Below are 17,518 nucleotides of genomic sequence, written 5' to 3'. Positions count from 1 at the left end.
GATTATCAACCAGGGTGGGTCATCGAGAGGAGGTCGAGCTTCTCGTCGAGCTGCTGCTCGGTGAGCTCGCCCCGCTCGACGTACCCGAGCTCGATCACCGCGTCGCGCACCGTGATCCCCTTGGCGACCGAGTGCTTCGCGATCTTCGCGGCAGCCTCGTAGCCGATGAGCTTGTTGAGCGGGGTCACGATCGACGGCGACATGCCGGCGTAGGCCGCTGCGCGCTCCTCGTTCGCCACGAGACCCGACACGGTCTTGTCGGCGAGGACCCGCATCGCGTTGGAGAGCAGTCGGATCGACTCGAGCAGGGCCGTGCCCATGACGGGGATCGCGACGTTCAGTTCGAAGGACCCGGATGCCCCGGCCCAGGCGACCGTCGCATCGTTGCCGATGACGCGGGCGGCGACCATGAGGGTCGCCTCCGGGACGACCGGGTTGACCTTGCCCGGCATGATCGACGAGCCCGGCTGGAGGTCGGGGATGTGGAGCTCGCCGAGACCGGTGTTCGGCCCCGATCCCATCCAGCGGATGTCGTTGTTGATCTTCGTCAGCGAGACGGCGATGGTGCGCAGGGCACCCGAGGCCTCGACGAGCCCGTCGCGGTTGGCCTGCGCCTCGAAGTGGTCCTTCGCCTCGGTGATCGGCAGTTCGGTCTCGGCCGCGAGCAGCGCGATGACCTTCTGCGGGAACCCGAGGGGCGTGTTGATGCCGGTGCCGACGGCGGTGCCGCCGAGCGGGACCTCGCCGACGCGGGGGAGGACCGACTGCACGCGCTCGATGCCAAGACGCATCTGACGCGCGTACCCGCCGAACTCCTGGCCGAGCGTGACCGGGGTGGCGTCCATCAGGTGGGTGCGGCCGCTCTTGACGACGCTCTTCCACGCCTCGGCCTTCTCCTCGAGCGCCACGGCGAGGTGGTCGAGGGCGGGGATGAGGTCGTCGATCAGGGCCTGCGTGACGGCGATGTGGACCGACGTGGGGAACACGTCGTTCGACGACTGCGAGGCGTTGACGTGGTCGTTGGGGTGGACGGGAGCGCCGAGCTTGCGGGTCGCGAGGGTGGCGAGCACCTCGTTCATGTTCATGTTCGAGGAGGTGCCCGAGCCGGTCTGGTACGTGTCCACCGGGAAGTGCTCGTCGTACGCGCCGGTGACGACCTCGTCCGCCGCCCAGGCGATCGCGTCGGCGATGGCGCCGTCGAGGGTGCCGAGCTCCTTGTTGGCGAGCGCGGCCGCCTTCTTGATGCGTGCCAGGGCCGCGATCTGCGTCGACTCGAGGCCGGAGCCCGAGATCGGGAAGTTCTCCACCGCGCGCTGGGTCTGCGCGGCGTAGAGCGCGTCCTTCGGAACACGCACCTCGCCCATCGTGTCGCGCTCGATGCGGTACTCGGTCGGCTCAGTCATGGTCGTTCACGTCCTCGTTTCAGTGACTGTCGTGCGGGGTGTTGAGCTCAGGCGACGTCGCCCACGACGACGTCGGGGATCGCCGTGCCGTCGGCGAGGCGGTAGTTGGCGCCGACGATCGCGACGCGACCCTCCGCGACGGCCTCGCTGATGAGCTCGGACGAGCGCAGGATGCCGGCGACGGTGTCGCGGAGGTGCTCGCGGCCGACCTCTTCGGCATCCACCGTCTGCGCCGTGGCGCCCTCGTGGGCGGTGAGCACGCGTCGGACGGCCGGGACGATGGGGGCCACCTGTCGCCAGATGTTCGCGGGCAGGGCGGGCGCATCCGCCGCGGTCGAGTCGATGGCCGCGCGCACGGCGCCGCACTCGTCGTGGCCGAGGACGACGATGAGCGGGACGTTCAGCACGGCGACGGCGTACTCGAGGCTGCCGATGACCGAGTCGGAGACGACCTGGCCGGCGTTGCGGATGACGAACAGGTCACCGAGGCCTTCGTCGAAGATGATCTCGGCGGCCAGTCGCGAGTCGGAGCAGCCGAACAGGGCAGCGGTCGGACGCTGCGTGTGTGCGAGTTCGTGACGGCGTTCGGCGTCCTGCCGGGGATGCCGCGGCTCACCGGCGACGAATCTCCGGTTGCCCTCCAGCATGGCCGTCCAGACGTCTGCGGGGGTCGTCGTGCTCAACGGAGCTCCTCTCTCAGGGTGCGGATCTGGTCGCCCAGGCTCGCGGCGACGGTCTCGGCGGCGCCGCGGTCCGTGGAGGCGGCCAGGCCGATGACGACGGTGTCGGTGCCCGCCGTGGTGGCGAGGGCGTAGTCGATGGTGTCGACGGCGCTGGGGAGGTCGTAGACGTCCCACTCGATGCCGTCGATCGTGGTCGTCCCAGTCGGGGCGTAGCCGCCGAGCTCCCGCGAGACCCAGCCCTCCGGCGGGGCGAAGGCCTGCGTCACCTCGACGTAGCCGGTCGACGGCGCGTAGACGACGCGCCATTCGCCGCCCTCGACCTTCGCGGAGTTCGCGCGCCACTCGTCGGGCGCGCTGGGGACGATCACACCGTGCCCGGCGGTCCGCTCCGCCTCTGCGGCGGCGACGGGGACGTCGGCTTCGGGGATGTCGGCGGGGGTGCCGCGGGGGACCCCGAGGTAGACGACGGCCATGATGCCGACGCACACGATGAGCGCGGCGATGAGGTTGCGGAAGGTCTTGCTCGAGCGGTAGCGCTCGGAGGCCGCGGCTTTGCGCGCGGCGGTCTCCTCGGGTGTCTCGGGTCGGCCGAGCTCGGCGACGATGCGGGGCCGGGCCATCAGGGCGCCGTTCCGCCGTCGGGACGCGCCTCGTCGAGGCGTCGCTTCGCGCCGAGCAGCCATTCCTCGCAGCGCGCGGCGAGGGCCTCGCCGCGGGTCCAGAGGGCGAGCGACTCCTCGAGGGTGGGGGAGCCTTGCTCCAGCTGCGCGACCACCTGCACGAGTTCGTCGCGGGCCTGCTCGAAGGAGAGGGTCGACACATCCCCGGCGTCGGTCGTCATGGCCTCCATCCTAGTTCGCGGGTGACGGGCCTTCCGCCCCGGCCTCCGGCACCTCGCCGGACGAGCGCGCCGCGAAGGAGCCGCGACCGACGGTGACGACGACGTCCGTGCCGACGGGGGCCTGTGCGGCGTCGCGGACGATGGCGCCGCCCGGCAGGTGCGCGATCGCGTACCCGCGGTCGAGGGTCGCACCGGGGGAGAGGGCGCGCAGCGACGCCCGCAGCTCCGCCGTCGTGCGGGCCGCGGCATCCCATCGCCGTCGCATGACGTCACGCCCGCGCGACGACAGCGCCACGACCTCCTGGGCTCGACCGGTGAGCATCGACTCCGGGTCTCGCAGCACGGGACGCGAGCGCAGCTGAGCGAGCGCCGCGATGTCGTGCGAGACGCGCTGGGTCAGCCGCGTGCGGGCGCGGCTGCGGAGCTGCTGGACGAGCGCGCGCTGCTCGGACACGTCGGGCACGACGCGCTTGGCCGCGTCGGTCGGGGTCGACGCACGCAGGTCGGCGACCTCGTCGAGGAGCGGATGGTCGTTCTCATGTCCGATCGCCGAGACGACGGGGGTGGATGCCGCGGCCACCGCGCGGACCAGGCGCTCATCGCTGAACCCCAGCAGCGACTGCGGGTCGCCGCCGCCGCGGGCGATGATGATGACGTCGACCTCAGGATCGGCGTCGAGGGTGCGGAGGGCGGCGAGGGTCTCGGGGACGCAGCGGTCGCCCTGGACGGCGGCGTACACGGTGCGGAAGACGACGTGCGGCCAGCGCAGCTCGGCGTTGCGGTGCACGTCCTTCTCGGCGTCGCTGCGCTCGCCCGTGATCAGTCCGATCACGTGGGGGAGGAAGGGGAGGGGCTTCTTGCGTGCGGGATCGAACAGTCCCTCGGCCCGGAGCGTGGCGCGGAGGCGTTCGAGCCGCTCGAGCTGGTCGCCGAGGCCCGTGTGGCGCATCGACGAGACCGTGAAGGTGAAATCTCCGGTCTTCGTGAAGTAGTCCGCCTTGACGCAGGCGATCACGCGGTCGCCGATCTTCAGGTCGTCGGGGGTGCGCTGCAGCGTCGAGGACCACATCCGGAACGAGAGCATGCCGTCGCCGGCGGCATCCTTCAGGCGTCCGAAGACGTGACCGCCCCGCAGGTTCCAGGCCGTGATCTCGCCCTCGACCCAGACCGACCCCCACTTCTGGACGAAGTCGCGGATGGTCTCGTTCAGTCGGGAGACCGAGGTCGGCGTGTCGGGGGAGGAGTCCCGCGGGTGCACGGCGTCCGGCGGCGGGACGGCGCCCGGCTCGGTCTGGAAAGTCGTCACGGACACCCATCTTGCTGCACACGTCCCCCACCCAGCCGGGGCTTCGTACAATCGAGGGGTGACCTCACCTGCCGTTTCGCTGCCGATGCCCCGAATCCCGGGAGCCCGCGGGCGGCTCGTCGACCTCCCCGTCCAGGGCTCCAAGCGCGTCCTCCTCGCCGCTCCGCGCGGCTACTGCGCGGGCGTGGACCGCGCCGTCATCGCGGTGGAGAAGGCGCTCGAGCGCTACGGCGCGCCCGTCTACGTGCGCAAGCAGATCGTCCACAACATCCACGTCGTGACCGAACTCGAGTCGATGGGCGCGATCTTCGTCGACGAGGTCGACGAGGTGCCCGAGGGCGCGCACGTCGTCTTCAGCGCGCACGGCGTCTCGCCCGCGGTCGTGAACGCCGCCGCCGACCGTGGACTGCAGGCCATCGACGCGACCTGCCCGCTCGTCACCAAGGTGCACCGCGAGGCCGTGCGGTTCGCGCGCGACGACTTCGAGATCCTCCTCATCGGGCACGACGGTCACGAAGAGGTCGAGGGGACCGCCGGTGAGGCGCCGGACCACGTCACCGTCGTGAACTCGCCCGAAGAGGCCGACACCGTCGAGGTGAAGGACCCCGACAAGGTCGTGTGGCTCTCGCAGACGACGCTGTCGGTGGACGAGACGATGGACACGGTCCGCCGCCTCCGCGAGCGGTTCCCCAACCTCCAGGACCCGCCCTCCGACGACATCTGCTACGCGACGCAGAACCGTCAGGTCGCGATCAAGAAGGTCGCGAAGGATGCCGACCTCGTCATCGTCGTGGGCTCGGCCAACTCGTCCAACAGCGTCCGGCTCGTCGAGGTCGCCCTCGAGTACGGCGCGAAGGCGGCGTACCGCGTCGACTACGCCCACGAGATCAAGCAGGAGTGGCTCGACGGCGTCGAGACCGTCGGTGTCACCTCGGGCGCCTCGGTCCCGGAGGTGCTCGTGACCGAGGTCCTCGAGGACCTCGCCGGCGCGGGGTACCGGGATGTCGCCGAGGTGAAGACGGCGGAGGAGGACCTCATGTTCTCGCTGCCGAAGGAACTCCGTCAGGACCGCTCCGGCCGCACCGACGACCGTGCCCTCGGGGGGCGGACCCGCCCGTGAGCGACGACCCCCGACCGCGACCGCAGTACGGGGAGTACGCGACGCCCGAGCAGCAGCGCGCCGCGATCCGGCAGCCGGAGCCGGAACCGGCGGCACCCGTCGACCCGCCGCATCCGCCCACCGCCCCGGCGACGACCGTGGCGGCCCGTCCGACGCGGATGGCGGACCGCATCATCACCGTGGCGCTCCTGGCCTACGGCCTCGTGACCGTCATCGGTGCGATCCCGCAACTCGTGGACTTCACGTCGTTCGCGAAGACTTGGATGGAGGTCGCCGGCGTCAACGGCGAGTTCACCAACACGGCCCAGGGCGCGCTGTGGGGCGGGGTCGGCGCGACCGTCTTCGCGGTGGGCTGGATTCTCACCGCGGGGTTGTCGTGGTGGTCGCTCGCGAAGGCCCGCGCGAGCTGGTGGATCCCGCTCGTCGGCGCCATCGTCACGTTCGTGATCGTGAGCGTCTGCCTCGTGATCCCGATCTTCGGCGACCCGGGCCTCGTGCGGGGCCTCGCGCTCGGTTCCTAGCACCTGGTAGTTTTAGGGCTGCTGCGGGTGTTCCCTCGCGTGCGTCATCTCGGGAGGGGAATCGTGACCGGCACACCCCGGAGGATCGCCTCCACCGCCGTCGCTCTGGCCGCGACGATCGGTCTGCTTCTGGCCGGCGGGCCCGCCACGGCGGCATCTAATCCCGCAGCGACCCTCGCCGCGGCGACCCCCTCGCCGACCGCCGCGGCGCTGACCGCGGGCACGGTGGCCGTCACCGGAACCCCCGCCGTCGGGGCGAAGCTCACGGCGACCGTCGTCGGGTTCGGCCCCGCTCCCGTCACCGTCGCGTACCAGTGGATGCGCGGGGGAGCCGTGCTTCCCGGCGCCACGGGGGCGACGTACACCCCCGCGGCCGCCGATGCCGGCGCGACGCTGTCGGTCCGCGTGACCGTTGCCAAGACCGGGTACACGTCCCTCGTGCGCACGAGCGCGGGGGTGGTCGTGGCGCGCCTTCTGACGCCGCCGTCCGCCGTCACGATCTCGGGCGCGGGCACCGTCGGCGCCACGCTGACGGCGGCCCCCGGCACCTGGGCTCCCGCGGGGACCGCACTCGCGTATCAGTGGCTCCGCGGCGGCGCCCCGATCGCGGGAGCGACGGCGCGCACGTATCGCCTGGTCGGAGCGGATGCCGGTACCACCGTCGCGGTGCGCGTCACCGGCACGAAGACGGGCTACACCCCGGCCGTTCGCACGTCCGCCGGGATCGGCGTGCTCGCCCCCTTCACGTCGACACCGAAGCCGACCATCACCGGGACGGCCGCAGCGGGCAGGACGCTGACCGTGAGTCCGGGTTCGTGGCGACCGGCGCCCGACCAGCTTCGGGTGCAGTGGCGGGTCGACGGCGGAGCGATCGAGGGCGCCACCGGGACGAGCTGGGAGGTCCCGACGTGGGCCGCCGGCCGCTCGGTCAGCGTCTCGGTGACCGCCGTCAAGAAGAATCATCGGAGCGTCACGACGACCTCGGCGGGCAAAGCCGTGGCCCTCTCGCTCGGGTCCGTGATGACCCCCGGGACGACCCTCCGTCCGGGCGTGCTGCTCACCTCACCCGACGGTCGCTACACGTTCGGGCTGCGCGGCGACGGCAACGTGGCGCTCACGCGTGACTACGCCCTCGTGAGGAGTGCGCGGACGACCGGCACCTTCGACGCCAGCCTCCTCTTCTCGGGCGACGGGGAGCTGCTCCTGCTCGACGAGCGCGGCGTCTCGGTGTGGTCGTCCCAGACCGCCGGGCTCGAGGCGAGGGCCGCGATCCTCGGCAACGACGGGGTGCTCCGGCTCGTCGACGGCGACGGCGACGACGTCTGGACGAGCGCGGCGATGTCCGCCCAGCCCGACGCGACGGCCGCCGGGCCGTCGGTGCCCGGCCGCTACGGGTGGGCGTACCCGCTGCGCCCCTCGGGTACCTTCACGACCTACTCGGGCCACAGCGGCGACGACATCGCCGCGCCCACCGGGACGCCCGTCTACGCGATGCGGGGCGGGACCGTCTCGGTCCGCGAGGTGTGGATCCGGACCGGCTGCCCCTCCTGGGCGTCCAACACCACGAAACAGAAAGAGGTCGTCGTGACCTCGACGGTCGACGGGATGCGGCTCGAGCAGGTGTACGCCCACCTCAGCGCCTTCTCGGTGAAGACGGGTCAGACCGTCGCCGCCGGACAGCGGATCGGGTCCGTCGGTTCCACGGGGTGTTCGACCGGCCCCCACCTGCACACCGCCTTCACCGTCGACGGGGTGCGCTACGCCCTGTACCCGCGTGACGTCCTGGGCACCGCCCGGTACTGAGCCCGGCGACACGAAACCCCGGTCCGTGCGGACCGGGGTTTCGTCGTGGGGGCCGCTCTGCTCAGACGCCGAGCGACTTGCCGGCCGAGCCGAGCTGCTGCGTCGCGGCGACGACACGCTCGGCCATCGCGGACTCGGCGACCTTGCCCCAGGCGCGCGGGTCGTACAGCTTCTTGTTGCCGACCTCGCCGTCGAGCTTCAGGACGCCCTCGTAGTTCGACAGCATGTAACCGGCGACCGAGCGCGTGAAGGCGTACTGGGTGTCGGTGTCGATGTTCATCTTCACGACGCCGTTGCTCACCGCGAGGGCGATCTCCTCGTCGGACGAGCCGCTGCCGCCGTGGAAGACGAGGTCGAGCGGCTTCGGGCCGGTGCCGAAGTGCGCGGCGATGCCCTCCTGGATCTCGCCCAGGAGCTCGGGGCGGAGCTTCACGCCGCCCGGCTTGTACACGCCGTGGACGTTGCCGAAGGTCAGCGCCGAGATGTAGCGGCCGTTCTCGCCGAGGCCGAGCGCCTCGACGGCCTTCGTCACGTCGGCGACGGTCGTGTACAGGGCGTCGTTCGAGCCCTCGTGCGCGACACCGTCCTCCTCGCCGCCGACGACGCCGACCTCGATCTCGAGGATGGCGTTGATGTTCTTCATGCGCGGGAGCAGGTCCTGCGCGATCTGGATGTTCTCGTCCAGCGGCACGGCCGATCCGTCCCACATGTGCGACTGGAAGATCGGGTTGCGTCCGGCCTTGACCTCGGCCTCGGAGGCCTCGATGAGGGGGAGGACGAAGCCGGGGAGGGCGTCCTTCGGGCAGTGGTCGGTGTGGAGGGCGACGGTGATCGGGTAGTTCTTCGCGACCTCGGTGACGTACTTGGCGAAGGCCAGGGCGCCGGTGGCGCGGCCCTTGACCGTGTGGCCGGCGAAGTAGTCGGCACCGCCGGTGGTGACCTGGAGGATACCGTCGGAGCCGGCCTCGGTCAGGCCCTGGAGGACCGCGTTGATGGTCTGCGAGCTCGAGACGTTGATCGCGGGGTAGGCGAATCCGCCTGCCTTCGCGCGATCCAGCATGTCGGCGTACTGGTCAGGGGTGGCGACGGGCATGTGAGCTCCTCGGGACGGGGTGTGGATTCAGGCCAACTCTATCGAAGGGTCGGCATCCGCTCCGGTTCGGGGTCAGCCTGCGTATCGCGCGGGGCCGGTCTCTTCACCGATGGAAAGATTCGGCATTCCTTCGTGTCCGTCACTACGGAATCCGCGGGGCACGAGGGAGGCCGGGCCTAGGCTGAGCCCATGGTGAGCCTGACTGCCGACATGAGTCCGCTGCATCCCGACCGCAACCTCGCGCTGGAGCTGGTCCGCGCGACGGAGGCTGCCGCGATCCGCTCCGTCCCGTTCATCGGGCGCGGCAAGAAGGAGCTCGCAGACGGCGCGGCCGTCGACGCCATGCGCGCCTTCCTCACGACGGTGAACTTCGACGGCGTCATCGTCATCGGCGAGGGCGAGAAGGACAACGCCCCCATGCTCTTCAACGGCGAGCGTGTCGGCACCGGGCGCGGACCGCAGTGCGACATCGCCGTCGACCCCATCGACGGCACGACGCTCACCGCAGAGGGGCGCAACAACGCCCTGTCGGTCATCGCCGTGGCCGATCGCGGAGCGATGCTCGACGCCTCGACGGTCTTCTACATGGACAAGATCGTGACCGGCCCCGCCGGCGTCGGGGTGGTCGACATCCGTCTGCCGATCGCCGAGAACATCCGCCGCCTCGCGAAGGCGCTCGACAAGCCCGTCGACGAACTCGTCGTCTCGGTCCTGAACCGGCCGCGCCACGCGAAGCTCATCGAGGAGATCCGCGAGGCCGGCGCCGGCACGCGACTGATGAGCGACGGCGACGTCGCCGGCGGCATCAACGCGGCACGTCACAACGCCCGCACCGACATGTGCGTCGGCATCGGCGGCAGCCCGGAAGGCATCGTCACGGCCTGCGCGATCAAGGCGCTCGGGGGTCACATCCAAGGACGGCTGTGGGCTCGTGACGACGACGAGAAGCAGCGGGGCATCGACGCGGGACTCCGGCTCGACGACCACGTGTACGAAGCGGACGACCTCGTCCGAGGGAACAACACCCTCTTCGTCGCGACTGGCGTCACCAACGGCGAACTGGTCGCGGGGGTGCGTCGGGTGGGCGACTTCGTCTACACCGAGAGCGTGGTCCTGCGGGGGGCCTCGGGCACGCTTCGGCGGATCTCTTCGGAGCACCTCACCTCGAAGTGGCTGTGATCCGGTCGGTCGCCGAGACCTCGTAGCGGACACGCGCGCTGAGCGTCAACCCAGGACCCGGCACGACCCCTCTGGCACAATGGTCGATGGTGTCAGCTGTCCCCGGCACTCGCCACCGCCCCCAGGAGTTCACATGTCGACCGCATCCAGTGACCCGCGCACGGGCCAGCTCTCGCTCACGGGTCACCTCCCCGTCACCCCGACGGGCCAGATCCCGATCGTGGGTCAGGCGACCGGTGGTGTGCGTCCCGTGACAGCACCGATCGCCGTGGCCGACGACCCGGCCCGCCGTCCCGACGTCCTCCTGCGCCGTCGCATGCCCCCCGGGCACGAAGTGAACGCGTGGTGGCTCATCGGCGCGTTCCTCGCCGTGTCCATCGGCGTCGTGGGTCTCATGACCTTCTTCCCCTCCTGAGCGCTCAGTCGCTCGCGACGCGTCCGCGCAGCTCGCCGAGATCGGCCGCCTGCTCTCGATCCTCGAGCAGTTCGGGAGCCGTGAGTCGGCGTGTCGTCGACTCGATCGTGGTCGGCGACGGCAGCTCCTCGAGCTGCGTGTCGTCGATCCCCGGGAACCGTCGGGCGCTCACCAGGACGCGGGTCTCGAGGGACCCGGCGAACCGGTTGTAGCTGTCGACGGTGCGCTCGATCGCGCGCCGGAGGTCGTCGGCGTGACCGGCGAGCGAGCCGAGCCGGTGGTACAGCTCGTTGCCGAGATCGAACAGCCGGCGCGCCTCGGTGGACACGTCCTGCTGCGTCCACGTGTAGGCGACGGTCTTGAGGACCGCCCACAGGTTCACGGGGGAGGCGAGGGCGACCCGCCGACCGAACGCGTACTCGAGGAGGGCCGGGTCCTCCTCCAGGGCGGCGGCGAGCAGCGACTCGCTCGGGATGAAGCAGACGACGAATTCGGGGCTCGACGGCATCCCGGCCCAGTACTTCTTCTTCGCGAGGGCGTCGATGTGGCCGCGCACGGCGGCGACGTGTCGGGCGAGGAGCCTGCTGCGCCGCGCGGCCTCCTCGCCGACGGCGGTCACGGGGATGGCGCTGGCCTCGAGGTAGGCGTCGAACGGCGCCTTGGCGTCGACCGCCAACGCCTTGTCGCCGGGGAGCCGGACGATCATGTCGGGGCGGCCGGCCCCGGCATCCGTGGAGATCGAGGTCTGCGTGTCGAAGTCGACGTAACGCGTGAGACCCGCGGACTCGACGATGCGGCGCAGGTGCGTCTCGCCCCACACACCGCGCGCGCCGTTGGAGCGCAGGGCTCCGGCGAGCGACTCGGTCGTGGCCCGCAGCGCCTCGTCGGACTCCTGGGCGCGGCGCAGCTGCTCGGCCAGCGACCCGAACTGCTCCTGCCGGTCGCGCTCGAGGTGATCGACCTTCTGCTGCATCGCGGCGAGGGTCTCCTGCACGGGGGCGAGCGCGCGCAGCACCGTCTGCTCGCGGCGTTCCCGCTCGTCGCGCGCGGCCTGCTCGGCGTGGATGCGGGCCGTCACGTCGCGGTGGAGCGAACGCTGCTGGTCGAGCTGGACCTGCAGGGCATCGCGCGCCGCCTCGGCCGCCGAGGCCTGCGCCTGGAGCGCGCCCCGCCGCCCGGCTTCACGAGCCGAGACGACCGCGCCCGCGGCGACGGCGCCGGCGAGGAGGCAGAGCACGGCGAGTACGACGGAGAAGACGGCATCCATGTCCGTCATGGTGCCCCAGGCCTCCGACATCCGTCGTCGCCGCGCGGGCGAGGGGTCTCAGGCGGCGGTGGCGGGAACGGCGGAGGGGATCTGCGGGATGCGGACGCCCAGGAGCATCGCGAGCTCGACGAGGTCGCCGGCCCCGGCGCGGGCCGCTGCGTCGATGACGATCTGCGCGCACGCGAGCGCGTCGGCGGTGGCGTCGTGGTGGGCGAAGTCGAGGTGGCCGGCGGCCGCCGCGACGAACGGGAGCCGGTACGACGGGAGGTCGTACGTCTTGCGCGCGACGTGCAGGCTGCAGAGGTAGCGGGCCTCCGGCGGGACGTGACCGGTGACCTCGCATGCGGTGCGGAGGACCCGCATGTCGAAGCCGGCGTTGTGGGCGACGAGGATGTCGTCGCCGACGAAATCGAGCAGGCGCGGCAGCTGCTCCGTCCAGGTGGGGGCCGTCACGACATCGGACTCGCGGATCCCGTGGATGCCGACGTTGACCTCGAAGAAGCGGTCGTGGCCGACCGGGGGGCGGATGAGCCACCCCTCTGAGGCGACAACGCGACCACCCCGGACCCGGGCCACTCCCACGGCGCACGCCGAGGCATTGGAGGGATTCGCCGTCTCGAAGTCGATCGCGGTGAAGTCCAAGGGCATGCCCTCACCTTCGCCGCCGGGAGGGCCGCCCCGGCGGAGGCGCGCCGCCGGGAACCGGGACCGGCGGGCGGGGCGCCGCGCGCACGCCGCGTAGAGTGGATGCCCGTGGCTCTCACCATCGGAATCGTCGGACTGCCCAACGTCGGCAAGTCCACCCTCTTCAACGCCCTCACCAAGAACGACGTGCTCGCGGCGAACTACCCGTTCGCGACGATCGAGCCGAACGTCGGCGTGGTGAACCTGCCGGACCCCCGGCTCGACACCCTCGCGGAGATCTTCTCGTCCGAGCGCATCCTGCCCGCGACCGTGTCGTTCGTCGACATCGCCGGCATCGTGCGCGGTGCGAGCGAGGGCGAGGGCCTCGGCAACAAGTTCCTCGCGAACATCCGCGAGGCCGACGCGATCGCCCAGGTGGTCCGCGGGTTCGCCGACGACGACGTCGTCCACGTCGACGGGGCCGTGAACCCGAAGAACGACATGGAGACGATCAACGCCGAGCTCCAGCTCGCCGACCTCGAGACCCTCGAGAAGGCGATCGTGCGCTACGAGAAGGAGGTGCGCGGCAAAAAGCTCGACCCCTCGGTCCTCGAGACGGCGAAGGCCGCGCAGGAGGCGCTGCAGCGCGGCGAGCTCCTCTCGGCATCCGGGATCGATCTCTCGCCCATCCGCGAACTCGGCCTGCTCAGCGCCAAGCCGTTCATCTTCGTCTTCAACGTCGACGAGGCCGTGTTGACGGATGCCGCCCGCAAGGCGGAACTCGCCGCGCTGGTCGCGCCCGCCCAGGCCGTCTTCCTCGACGCGAAGATCGAGTCCGAGCTCGCCGAGCTCGACCCGGAGGATGCTGCGGAACTGCTCGCCTCGACCGGGCAGGACGAGTCGGGCCTGGACCAGCTCGCCCGGGTCGGGTTCGACACCCTCGGGCTGCAGACCTACCTGACGGCCGGCCCCAAGGAGGCCCGCGCCTGGACGATCGGCAAGGGATGGAAGGCGCCGCAGGCCGCCGGCGTCATCCACACCGACTTCGAGAAGGGCTTCATCAAGGCCGAAGTCATCTCGTTCGAGGATCTCGTCGCGACGGGCTCGGTCCAGGAGGCGCGGGCGAAGGGCAAGGCGCGCCTCGAGGGCAAGGACTACGTCATGCAGGACGGCGACGTCGTCGAGTTCCGCTTCAACAACTGAAGGACCTCTCCCATGTCACAGATCCAGCGCCAGGTGTTCGACGCCGAGGCTCGTGCCATCCCGTTCATCGATGAGGGGGAGGGTCCCGCCCTCGTCCTCATACCCGCTCAGGGCCTCGACGTGGCTTACCTCGGCGGGCTCGCGAGCATCCTCGAGGAGGAGGGGTTCCGGATCGTCCGCATCGGTTCGCGGCGCCCCGGCCCCGCTGCGGTGTCGATGCACGACCTGGCGCAGGACGTCATCGACGTCCTCGACCACCTCGGGATCGCCGCGGCGTGGATCGGCGGGCACGCGTTCGGCGGCGCGGTCGCGCGGACGGTCGCCCTCGACCACCCCGGCCGGGTCAGCGGAGTCCTGCTCCTCGGCGTCGAATCGACGCGTCCGCTCGAAGACGACGCCGCCCGCGCCCTCCAGACCGCGTTCGCCACGCCCGTCGAGGCCCCCGACGCGGATGCCGTCCGCACCCTCGTCGGCCCCGGGATCGACACCGCGCTGGCCTGGGACGTGTTCGCCCGCTCGCGCGACCTCGAGGTCGAGGACCTGCAGAGCGGAGCCCTCGCCTCCACCCCGGTCGCGGACTGGGCGACCCTCGCGGCATCCCTTCCGATCCTCATCATCCAGGGCGCCGACGACGCGATCACACCGCCGGCGAACGGCGACGATCTGCAGGCGACCGCGGCCGACCGCACGAGCGTCGTGCGGCTGCCCGGTGCCGGCCACCTCTTCCCCATGACCCACCCGGGGGAGACGGCCTTCCAGATCGAGGATTACCTCGGCTGGGACTGATCAGCGGGAGCGCCGCAGCGTCTCGCTGGGCTGCTCGCCGAACTCCGCGCGGTAGTGCTGCGCGAAGCGCGGCAGGTGGGCGAAGCCCCAGCGCCGGGCGACGTCGGCGACCGTCGTCTGCGGCGGTTCCGCGGCGACCAGTTCCGCCCGGACGGCGGCGAGACGTGCGCTCCGCACGTACGCGGCCGGTGTGGTGTCGAGCACGCGCGCGAAGGCGTTCTGCAGCCCTCGCACGCTGAGGCGCGCGGCCCGCGCGATGTCGCCGACGCTGAGGGGGTCGGCCAGGTGCACGTCGATGAACGCGGTCGCCCGGCCCACGGCATCCGTTCCGGCGCGGGTGTCGGGCCGGTCCGCGACCGATCGGATGTCGAACGCGTGCTGCGTCGCGGCGAAGACCGCATCGACGGCGGCCTGACGGATGAGGGGGTTGTGCAGCAGCTCGGGATCGTCGAAGACACGGGTGACGTGGTCGATCGTGAGGTCTCAGTGCCGTTGCAGTTCGGGGGAGAGGGCGTGGGTCGCACCGAAGTGCAGTGCGGACTCGTCGTGACCGGTGAAGGCGCCGAGGGCGGGTAGATCCACGCTGACGATGTCGGCCGTCACCTTGCGCGACCACGACTCGGCTCGCCCGGGCCGCAGCAGGAACGGCCGGCCCGCGTCGACCTCCTCGCCGTTGGTGACGGTGCGGAGGTCGCCCTCCCGGCGCCGAGCGATCGCGACCGCGCCGGTGATGGCGGACTCGACGTGCAGGTGGGTGTCGATGCCGAACGAGGTCAGCAGGAGGCGGTCGTCACCGACGATCCGCTGCCGGAGGGCGAGGGGGGAGCCGATGTCGCGGACGGCGATCCGGGTACTCAGCTGCGCCACGGCGCTCTGCACTCATGCGGCGTCGCTCGCGACGATGGTCTGGTCGCGGACCTTCGGATCGACCTCAACGCCCATGCCGGATTCTCCTGACGAGCCGGCGCCGGATCACCCGATCCGCTCCGATGACCCTACCCCGGCCGCGGCGCTTCCCTGCGGCTCGGGCACGAGGTAGAGGCCGGAGGGGGAGTTCGCGACGTAGCTGAGCGCGTCGAGCCAGGCGGGGTTGAGGCTCGGCTGCCGGCTTCCGAAGTATTGGAAGGTCAGGTCGGCGCCCGGGTGGAGCCAGACGACCTGTCGGCCGTCGCCGAGGCTCTGGTCGTTGCGCCACATGAACGTGAACGACTCGCCTCGGCGCAGTTTGGTCGTGATGACCACCTGCAGGTGGGCGAGCACCCGGTCCTCGAAATCGACACGGATGCGTTCGTTGTAGATGAACTTTCCCACGGTGCTCCTTCTGCGGCGGTGTAGCCATTATGCGCACGGATATCCGTTTTGCGCAGGTCGACCCCGCCGGCCCGGAGACCGCGGGGGGATCATAGGATGAGACGCGGGCACCGGTGTGAGGAGACCCCATGACCGTGCTCGAGGAGCACTTCCGTTCCGCGGATCTCGGCGAGACCGAGTCGTACATCCGGCGCAGCTACGGCAACGTCCAGCTCGACGCCGACGACCTCGTCTTCGAGGAATCGAGCACCGGCGACGAGCAGTTCGGTCTCCGACGGCTGCACGTGAAGGGCAGCTACAGCGCGTCGTGCGAGCTCGAGGCCGTCATCGTCGTGCGGAGCGACGACCGCTACGAATGGGAGGTCGACGGCGTCCGGGGCACCGCCGAGGCTCCCGTGCTGTTCCAGCCGGGGACACTGGACTGCCGGCTCCAGGACGCCCGGGTCCGTGTCGTCGCGCTCCCCGTCGAGGTCCTGACGGACGTTGCGCGGACCGTGTACAACGACGACACCCTGACGCTGCGATTCGGCGGTACCGCCCCGTCCACTCCGGCTCTCTCCCGGGCGTGGCGCTCCGTGGCGGCGCTGGCGTTCGACACCGAAGCCCTCCTCGGCAACGACCTCGTGCGCGCCTCCGTCTTCCGCTCGCTCGCGGTCACCACCCTCGAAACGTTCGCCGCCGTCGAGGATGCCCGCGTCCGGCGCGAGACGATCGCGCAGCAGCAGGCCGCCTACCGGATGGCGGTGGCCTTCCTCGAGGACCACGCCTCGCTGCCGATCACGATCGACGACGCCGCCGCTGCGGCGGGTGTCGGCTCGGCGGCGCTGGACCGCGCGTTCCGCGCCCACTCCGTTCCGGGACGCACCCCCGCAGAGCACCTGACGGCGGTCCGGCTGGATGCCGCGCACGCCGACATCCTGCGCGCCCCGCTCGACGGGACGGTGACCGTCGCCGAGATCGCCTCACGCTGGGGGTTCACCGAGACGGGGCTCACCCGTCACCACCTGCGGAGCTACGGGACGACGCCCCACGAGCTCCTCGGGCTCTGACGCGCGCGGGTCAGTCCTCGTCGGCCTCGGGTTGACCCGGTCCCGGCCCGGGGCGGGCGACCGCGTCGTCGGCGATGTCGATGCGCGTCACCCCGTCGTGCTCGCTCACCCGGACGTCGTACTCGGCACTCGGCGCGCCACGGTCCTCGGGCTTGTCGACTCCTGCGGTGTCGTCGGTCATCGCCGGTCCTCTCGTCGTGTCGTCCGTGAACGCTACCCCGCAGCCCGTCGCGTCGTGCCCGCCTTGCGCCGGACGGGGCCGGTCGCTAGCGCCGGTCGCACAGACCTCCCGCAGGGCCGGACGCGGGAGAATCGAGGCATGCGCGTCCTCTCGTCCCTCCCCGCCTCCGTGCGCGCCGCTCTCGCCGGCATCGTCGTCGCTCTGGCGGCGGTCCTGACCGTCGCGAACCCCGCCGCAGCGCACGACGAGCTCGTCGGGAGCTCCCCGGCCGCCGGCGCCGATCTGGCCGAGGCGCCCGCGGAGATCACCCTCACGTACTCGGCCGCCATCATGACCGAGGGGGCGACGGTCGCGGTCTTCGACGCGGCGGGGCGCGACTGGGCGGAGGGCGATCCGACCATCGACACCAACACCCTCACGATGGCGCTCGACGGGGAGCTGCCGGCCGCCGGCTACGTCGTCGAGTGGCGTGTCGTCTCCAGCGACGGGCACCCCATCAGCGGGACCATCCCGTTCATGGTCGGCGGCGGCGCCCCCATCACCTCCGACGACGTCGCCGGTGAGGCCCTCCCGGGCGACGACGGTGCGCTGCTTCCCGTCGTCGTGGGCTCGGTGATCGCGGTCGCCGTGATCGCCGTCGTCGTCGGCATCGTCCTCTCCCGTCGCCGGACCCGGTCGGACGAGAGCTGAGACGACGGATGCCGCACCCCGCGCGCCTGCGGGGGTGCGGCAT

At 71.4% G+C, this 17,518-nt stretch carries 21 protein-coding genes; 9 read left to right on the top strand and 12 right to left on the bottom strand.

All coding sequences use genetic code 11. The features are described from left to right. Positions 1–5 precede the first annotated feature (5 nt). The 5 genes from NH287_RS00325 to xseA are packed head-to-tail and all read right to left on the bottom strand — an operon-like array spanning position 6 to position 4,233. A complete protein-coding gene (locus NH287_RS00325; protein WP_253033999.1) occupies positions 6–1,403 on the bottom strand; it encodes an aspartate ammonia-lyase in 1,398 nt (465 codons plus the stop codon). A gap of 47 nt (positions 1,404–1,450) precedes the next feature. Continuing rightward, positions 1,451–2,050 carry a carbonic anhydrase gene (locus NH287_RS00320; protein WP_253034046.1) on the bottom strand — a complete coding sequence of 200 codons (600 nt, stop codon included), beginning with the start codon at positions 2,048–2,050 and terminating at the stop codon, positions 1,451–1,453. 32 nt (positions 2,051–2,082) lie between these two features. Next, on the bottom strand, positions 2,083–2,706 hold the full coding sequence (locus NH287_RS00315) for a DUF4245 domain-containing protein (protein ID WP_253033998.1): 624 nt from the start codon (positions 2,704–2,706) through the stop codon (positions 2,083–2,085). Continuing rightward, complete coding sequence (locus NH287_RS00310; protein ID WP_064001765.1) at positions 2,706–2,927, bottom strand: exodeoxyribonuclease VII small subunit; 222 nt, start codon at positions 2,925–2,927, stop codon at positions 2,706–2,708. Before NH287_RS00310 ends, NH287_RS00315 begins: the two co-directional genes overlap by 1 nt. Positions 2,928–2,937: 10 nt before the next feature. Beyond that, complete coding sequence (gene xseA, locus NH287_RS00305; protein ID WP_217530342.1) at positions 2,938–4,233, bottom strand: exodeoxyribonuclease VII large subunit; 1,296 nt, start codon at positions 4,231–4,233, stop codon at positions 2,938–2,940. Positions 4,234–4,318: 85 nt separating this feature from the next. Here xseA and NH287_RS00300 point away from each other — a divergent pair, with 85 nt between their 5' ends. From NH287_RS00300 to NH287_RS15135, 3 genes are all read left to right on the top strand, one after another. After that, positions 4,319–5,353 carry a 4-hydroxy-3-methylbut-2-enyl diphosphate reductase gene (locus tag NH287_RS00300; protein WP_217530565.1) on the top strand — a complete coding sequence of 345 codons (1,035 nt, stop codon included), beginning with the start codon at positions 4,319–4,321 and terminating at the stop codon, positions 5,351–5,353. Further along, positions 5,350–5,874, top strand: a complete 525-nt coding sequence (locus NH287_RS00295; protein WP_253033997.1) for a DUF6264 family protein — start codon at positions 5,350–5,352, stop codon at positions 5,872–5,874. Before NH287_RS00300 ends, NH287_RS00295 begins: the two co-directional genes overlap by 4 nt. A 63-nt stretch (positions 5,875–5,937) precedes the next feature. Next, positions 5,938–7,677, top strand: coding sequence for a peptidoglycan DD-metalloendopeptidase family protein (locus NH287_RS15135; protein WP_308210375.1), 1,740 nt, complete (start codon positions 5,938–5,940; stop codon positions 7,675–7,677). A gap of 61 nt (positions 7,678–7,738) precedes the next feature. Here NH287_RS15135 and fbaA read toward each other — a convergent pair whose 3' ends face one another. Next, positions 7,739–8,770, bottom strand: a complete 1,032-nt coding sequence (gene fbaA / locus NH287_RS00285) for a class II fructose-bisphosphate aldolase (RefSeq protein WP_217530338.1) — start codon at positions 8,768–8,770, stop codon at positions 7,739–7,741. 189 nt (positions 8,771–8,959) lie between these two features. On the opposite strand from fbaA, the gene glpX reads away from it, so the two are divergent. Together glpX and NH287_RS00275 are read left to right on the top strand one after the other, a co-directional pair. Then, positions 8,960–9,949, top strand: coding sequence for a class II fructose-bisphosphatase (gene glpX / locus NH287_RS00280; protein ID WP_217530336.1), 990 nt, complete (start codon positions 8,960–8,962; stop codon positions 9,947–9,949). A gap of 133 nt (positions 9,950–10,082) precedes the next feature. Continuing rightward, positions 10,083–10,364 (top strand): hypothetical protein, encoded by a 282-nt coding sequence (locus NH287_RS00275; protein ID WP_253033996.1) that lies wholly within the window; start codon positions 10,083–10,085, stop codon positions 10,362–10,364. Between the two features lie 4 nt (positions 10,365–10,368). Here NH287_RS00275 and NH287_RS00270 read toward each other — a convergent pair whose 3' ends face one another. Together NH287_RS00270 and NH287_RS00265 are read right to left on the bottom strand one after the other, a co-directional pair. Beyond that, positions 10,369–11,631, bottom strand: a complete 1,263-nt coding sequence (locus tag NH287_RS00270) for a DNA recombination protein RmuC (protein WP_253033995.1) — start codon at positions 11,629–11,631, stop codon at positions 10,369–10,371. Between the two features lie 57 nt (positions 11,632–11,688). Continuing rightward, on the bottom strand, positions 11,689–12,279 hold the full coding sequence (locus tag NH287_RS00265) for a 3'-5' exonuclease (RefSeq protein ID WP_253033994.1): 591 nt from the start codon (positions 12,277–12,279) through the stop codon (positions 11,689–11,691). Between the two features lie 105 nt (positions 12,280–12,384). Between NH287_RS00265 and ychF the strand changes: the two genes are divergently transcribed. Further along, complete coding sequence (gene ychF, locus NH287_RS00260) at positions 12,385–13,458, top strand: redox-regulated ATPase YchF (protein ID WP_064001774.1); 1,074 nt, start codon at positions 12,385–12,387, stop codon at positions 13,456–13,458. 12 nt (positions 13,459–13,470) lie between these two features. Beyond that, the gene (locus NH287_RS00255; RefSeq protein WP_064001775.1) at positions 13,471–14,244 is read left to right on the top strand and encodes an alpha/beta fold hydrolase; all 774 of its coding nucleotides are present in this window, start codon (positions 13,471–13,473) and stop codon (positions 14,242–14,244) included. Here NH287_RS00255 and NH287_RS00250 read toward each other — a convergent pair whose 3' ends face one another. From NH287_RS00250 to NH287_RS00240, 3 genes are all read right to left on the bottom strand, one after another. After that, positions 14,245–14,562, bottom strand: a complete 318-nt coding sequence (locus NH287_RS00250) for a helix-turn-helix domain-containing protein (RefSeq protein ID WP_253033993.1) — start codon at positions 14,560–14,562, stop codon at positions 14,245–14,247. 165 nt (positions 14,563–14,727) lie between these two features. Then, entirely contained in the window at positions 14,728–15,123 is a 396-nt protein-coding gene (locus NH287_RS00245) for a hypothetical protein (RefSeq protein WP_253033992.1), read from the bottom strand. A 93-nt stretch (positions 15,124–15,216) separates the two neighbouring features. Further along, the gene (locus tag NH287_RS00240) at positions 15,217–15,555 is read right to left on the bottom strand and encodes an ATP-dependent DNA ligase (RefSeq protein WP_253033991.1); all 339 of its coding nucleotides are present in this window, start codon (positions 15,553–15,555) and stop codon (positions 15,217–15,219) included. Positions 15,556–15,683: 128 nt separating this feature from the next. Here NH287_RS00240 and NH287_RS00235 point away from each other — a divergent pair, with 128 nt between their 5' ends. Further along, positions 15,684–16,604: a helix-turn-helix domain-containing protein gene (locus NH287_RS00235; RefSeq protein WP_253033990.1), complete on the top strand. Its 921-nt coding sequence runs from the start codon at positions 15,684–15,686 to the stop codon at positions 16,602–16,604. A gap of 10 nt (positions 16,605–16,614) precedes the next feature. Here the strand turns inward: NH287_RS00235 and NH287_RS00230 are convergent, their stop codons facing one another. Beyond that, positions 16,615–16,785 (bottom strand): hypothetical protein, encoded by a 171-nt coding sequence (locus NH287_RS00230; RefSeq protein WP_253033989.1) that lies wholly within the window; start codon positions 16,783–16,785, stop codon positions 16,615–16,617. Between the two features lie 138 nt (positions 16,786–16,923). On the opposite strand from NH287_RS00230, the gene NH287_RS00225 reads away from it, so the two are divergent. Then, a complete protein-coding gene (locus tag NH287_RS00225) occupies positions 16,924–17,475 on the top strand; it encodes a copper resistance CopC family protein (protein WP_253033988.1) in 552 nt (183 codons plus the stop codon). Positions 17,476–17,518 lie beyond the last annotated feature (43 nt).

The organism is Microbacterium sp. CnD16-F, from assembly GCF_024124465.1.
Lineage (GTDB): Bacteria > Actinomycetota > Actinomycetes > Actinomycetales > Microbacteriaceae > Microbacterium > Microbacterium gawkjiense.
Note: the sequence above shows the minus strand (reverse complement) of the source record. Positions and strands in the feature narration are given on the sequence as shown.

Bases quoted from the DNA above. Each gene is read 5' to 3' on its own strand.
- NH287_RS00235 (WP_253033990.1), top strand. From the start codon at position 15,684: ATGACCGTGCTCGAGGAGCACTTCCGTTCCGCGGATCTCGGCGAGACC.
- NH287_RS00325 (WP_253033999.1), bottom strand. From the start codon at position 1,403: ATGACTGAGCCGACCGAGTACCGCATCGAGCGCGACACGATGGGCGAG.
- glpX (WP_217530336.1), top strand. From the start codon at position 8,960: ATGGTGAGCCTGACTGCCGACATGAGTCCGCTGCATCCCGACCGCAAC.
- NH287_RS00230 (WP_253033989.1), bottom strand. From the start codon at position 16,785: ATGACCGACGACACCGCAGGAGTCGACAAGCCCGAGGACCGTGGCGCG.
- NH287_RS00315 (WP_253033998.1), bottom strand. From the start codon at position 2,706: ATGGCCCGGCCCCGCATCGTCGCCGAGCTCGGCCGACCCGAGACACCC.
- NH287_RS00255 (WP_064001775.1), top strand. From the start codon at position 13,471: ATGTCACAGATCCAGCGCCAGGTGTTCGACGCCGAGGCTCGTGCCATC.
- NH287_RS00310 (WP_064001765.1), bottom strand. From the start codon at position 2,927: ATGACGACCGACGCCGGGGATGTGTCGACCCTCTCCTTCGAGCAGGCC.
- NH287_RS00265 (WP_253033994.1), bottom strand. From the start codon at position 12,279: ATGCCCTTGGACTTCACCGCGATCGACTTCGAGACGGCGAATCCCTCC.
- NH287_RS00275 (WP_253033996.1), top strand. From the start codon at position 10,083: ATGTCGACCGCATCCAGTGACCCGCGCACGGGCCAGCTCTCGCTCACG.
- NH287_RS00225 (WP_253033988.1), top strand. From the start codon at position 16,924: ATGCGCGTCCTCTCGTCCCTCCCCGCCTCCGTGCGCGCCGCTCTCGCC.
- fbaA (WP_217530338.1), bottom strand. From the start codon at position 8,770: ATGCCCGTCGCCACCCCTGACCAGTACGCCGACATGCTGGATCGCGCG.
- NH287_RS00300 (WP_217530565.1), top strand. From the start codon at position 4,319: ATGCCCCGAATCCCGGGAGCCCGCGGGCGGCTCGTCGACCTCCCCGTC.
- NH287_RS00270 (WP_253033995.1), bottom strand. From the start codon at position 11,631: ATGGATGCCGTCTTCTCCGTCGTACTCGCCGTGCTCTGCCTCCTCGCC.
- NH287_RS00320 (WP_253034046.1), bottom strand. From the start codon at position 2,050: ATGCTGGAGGGCAACCGGAGATTCGTCGCCGGTGAGCCGCGGCATCCC.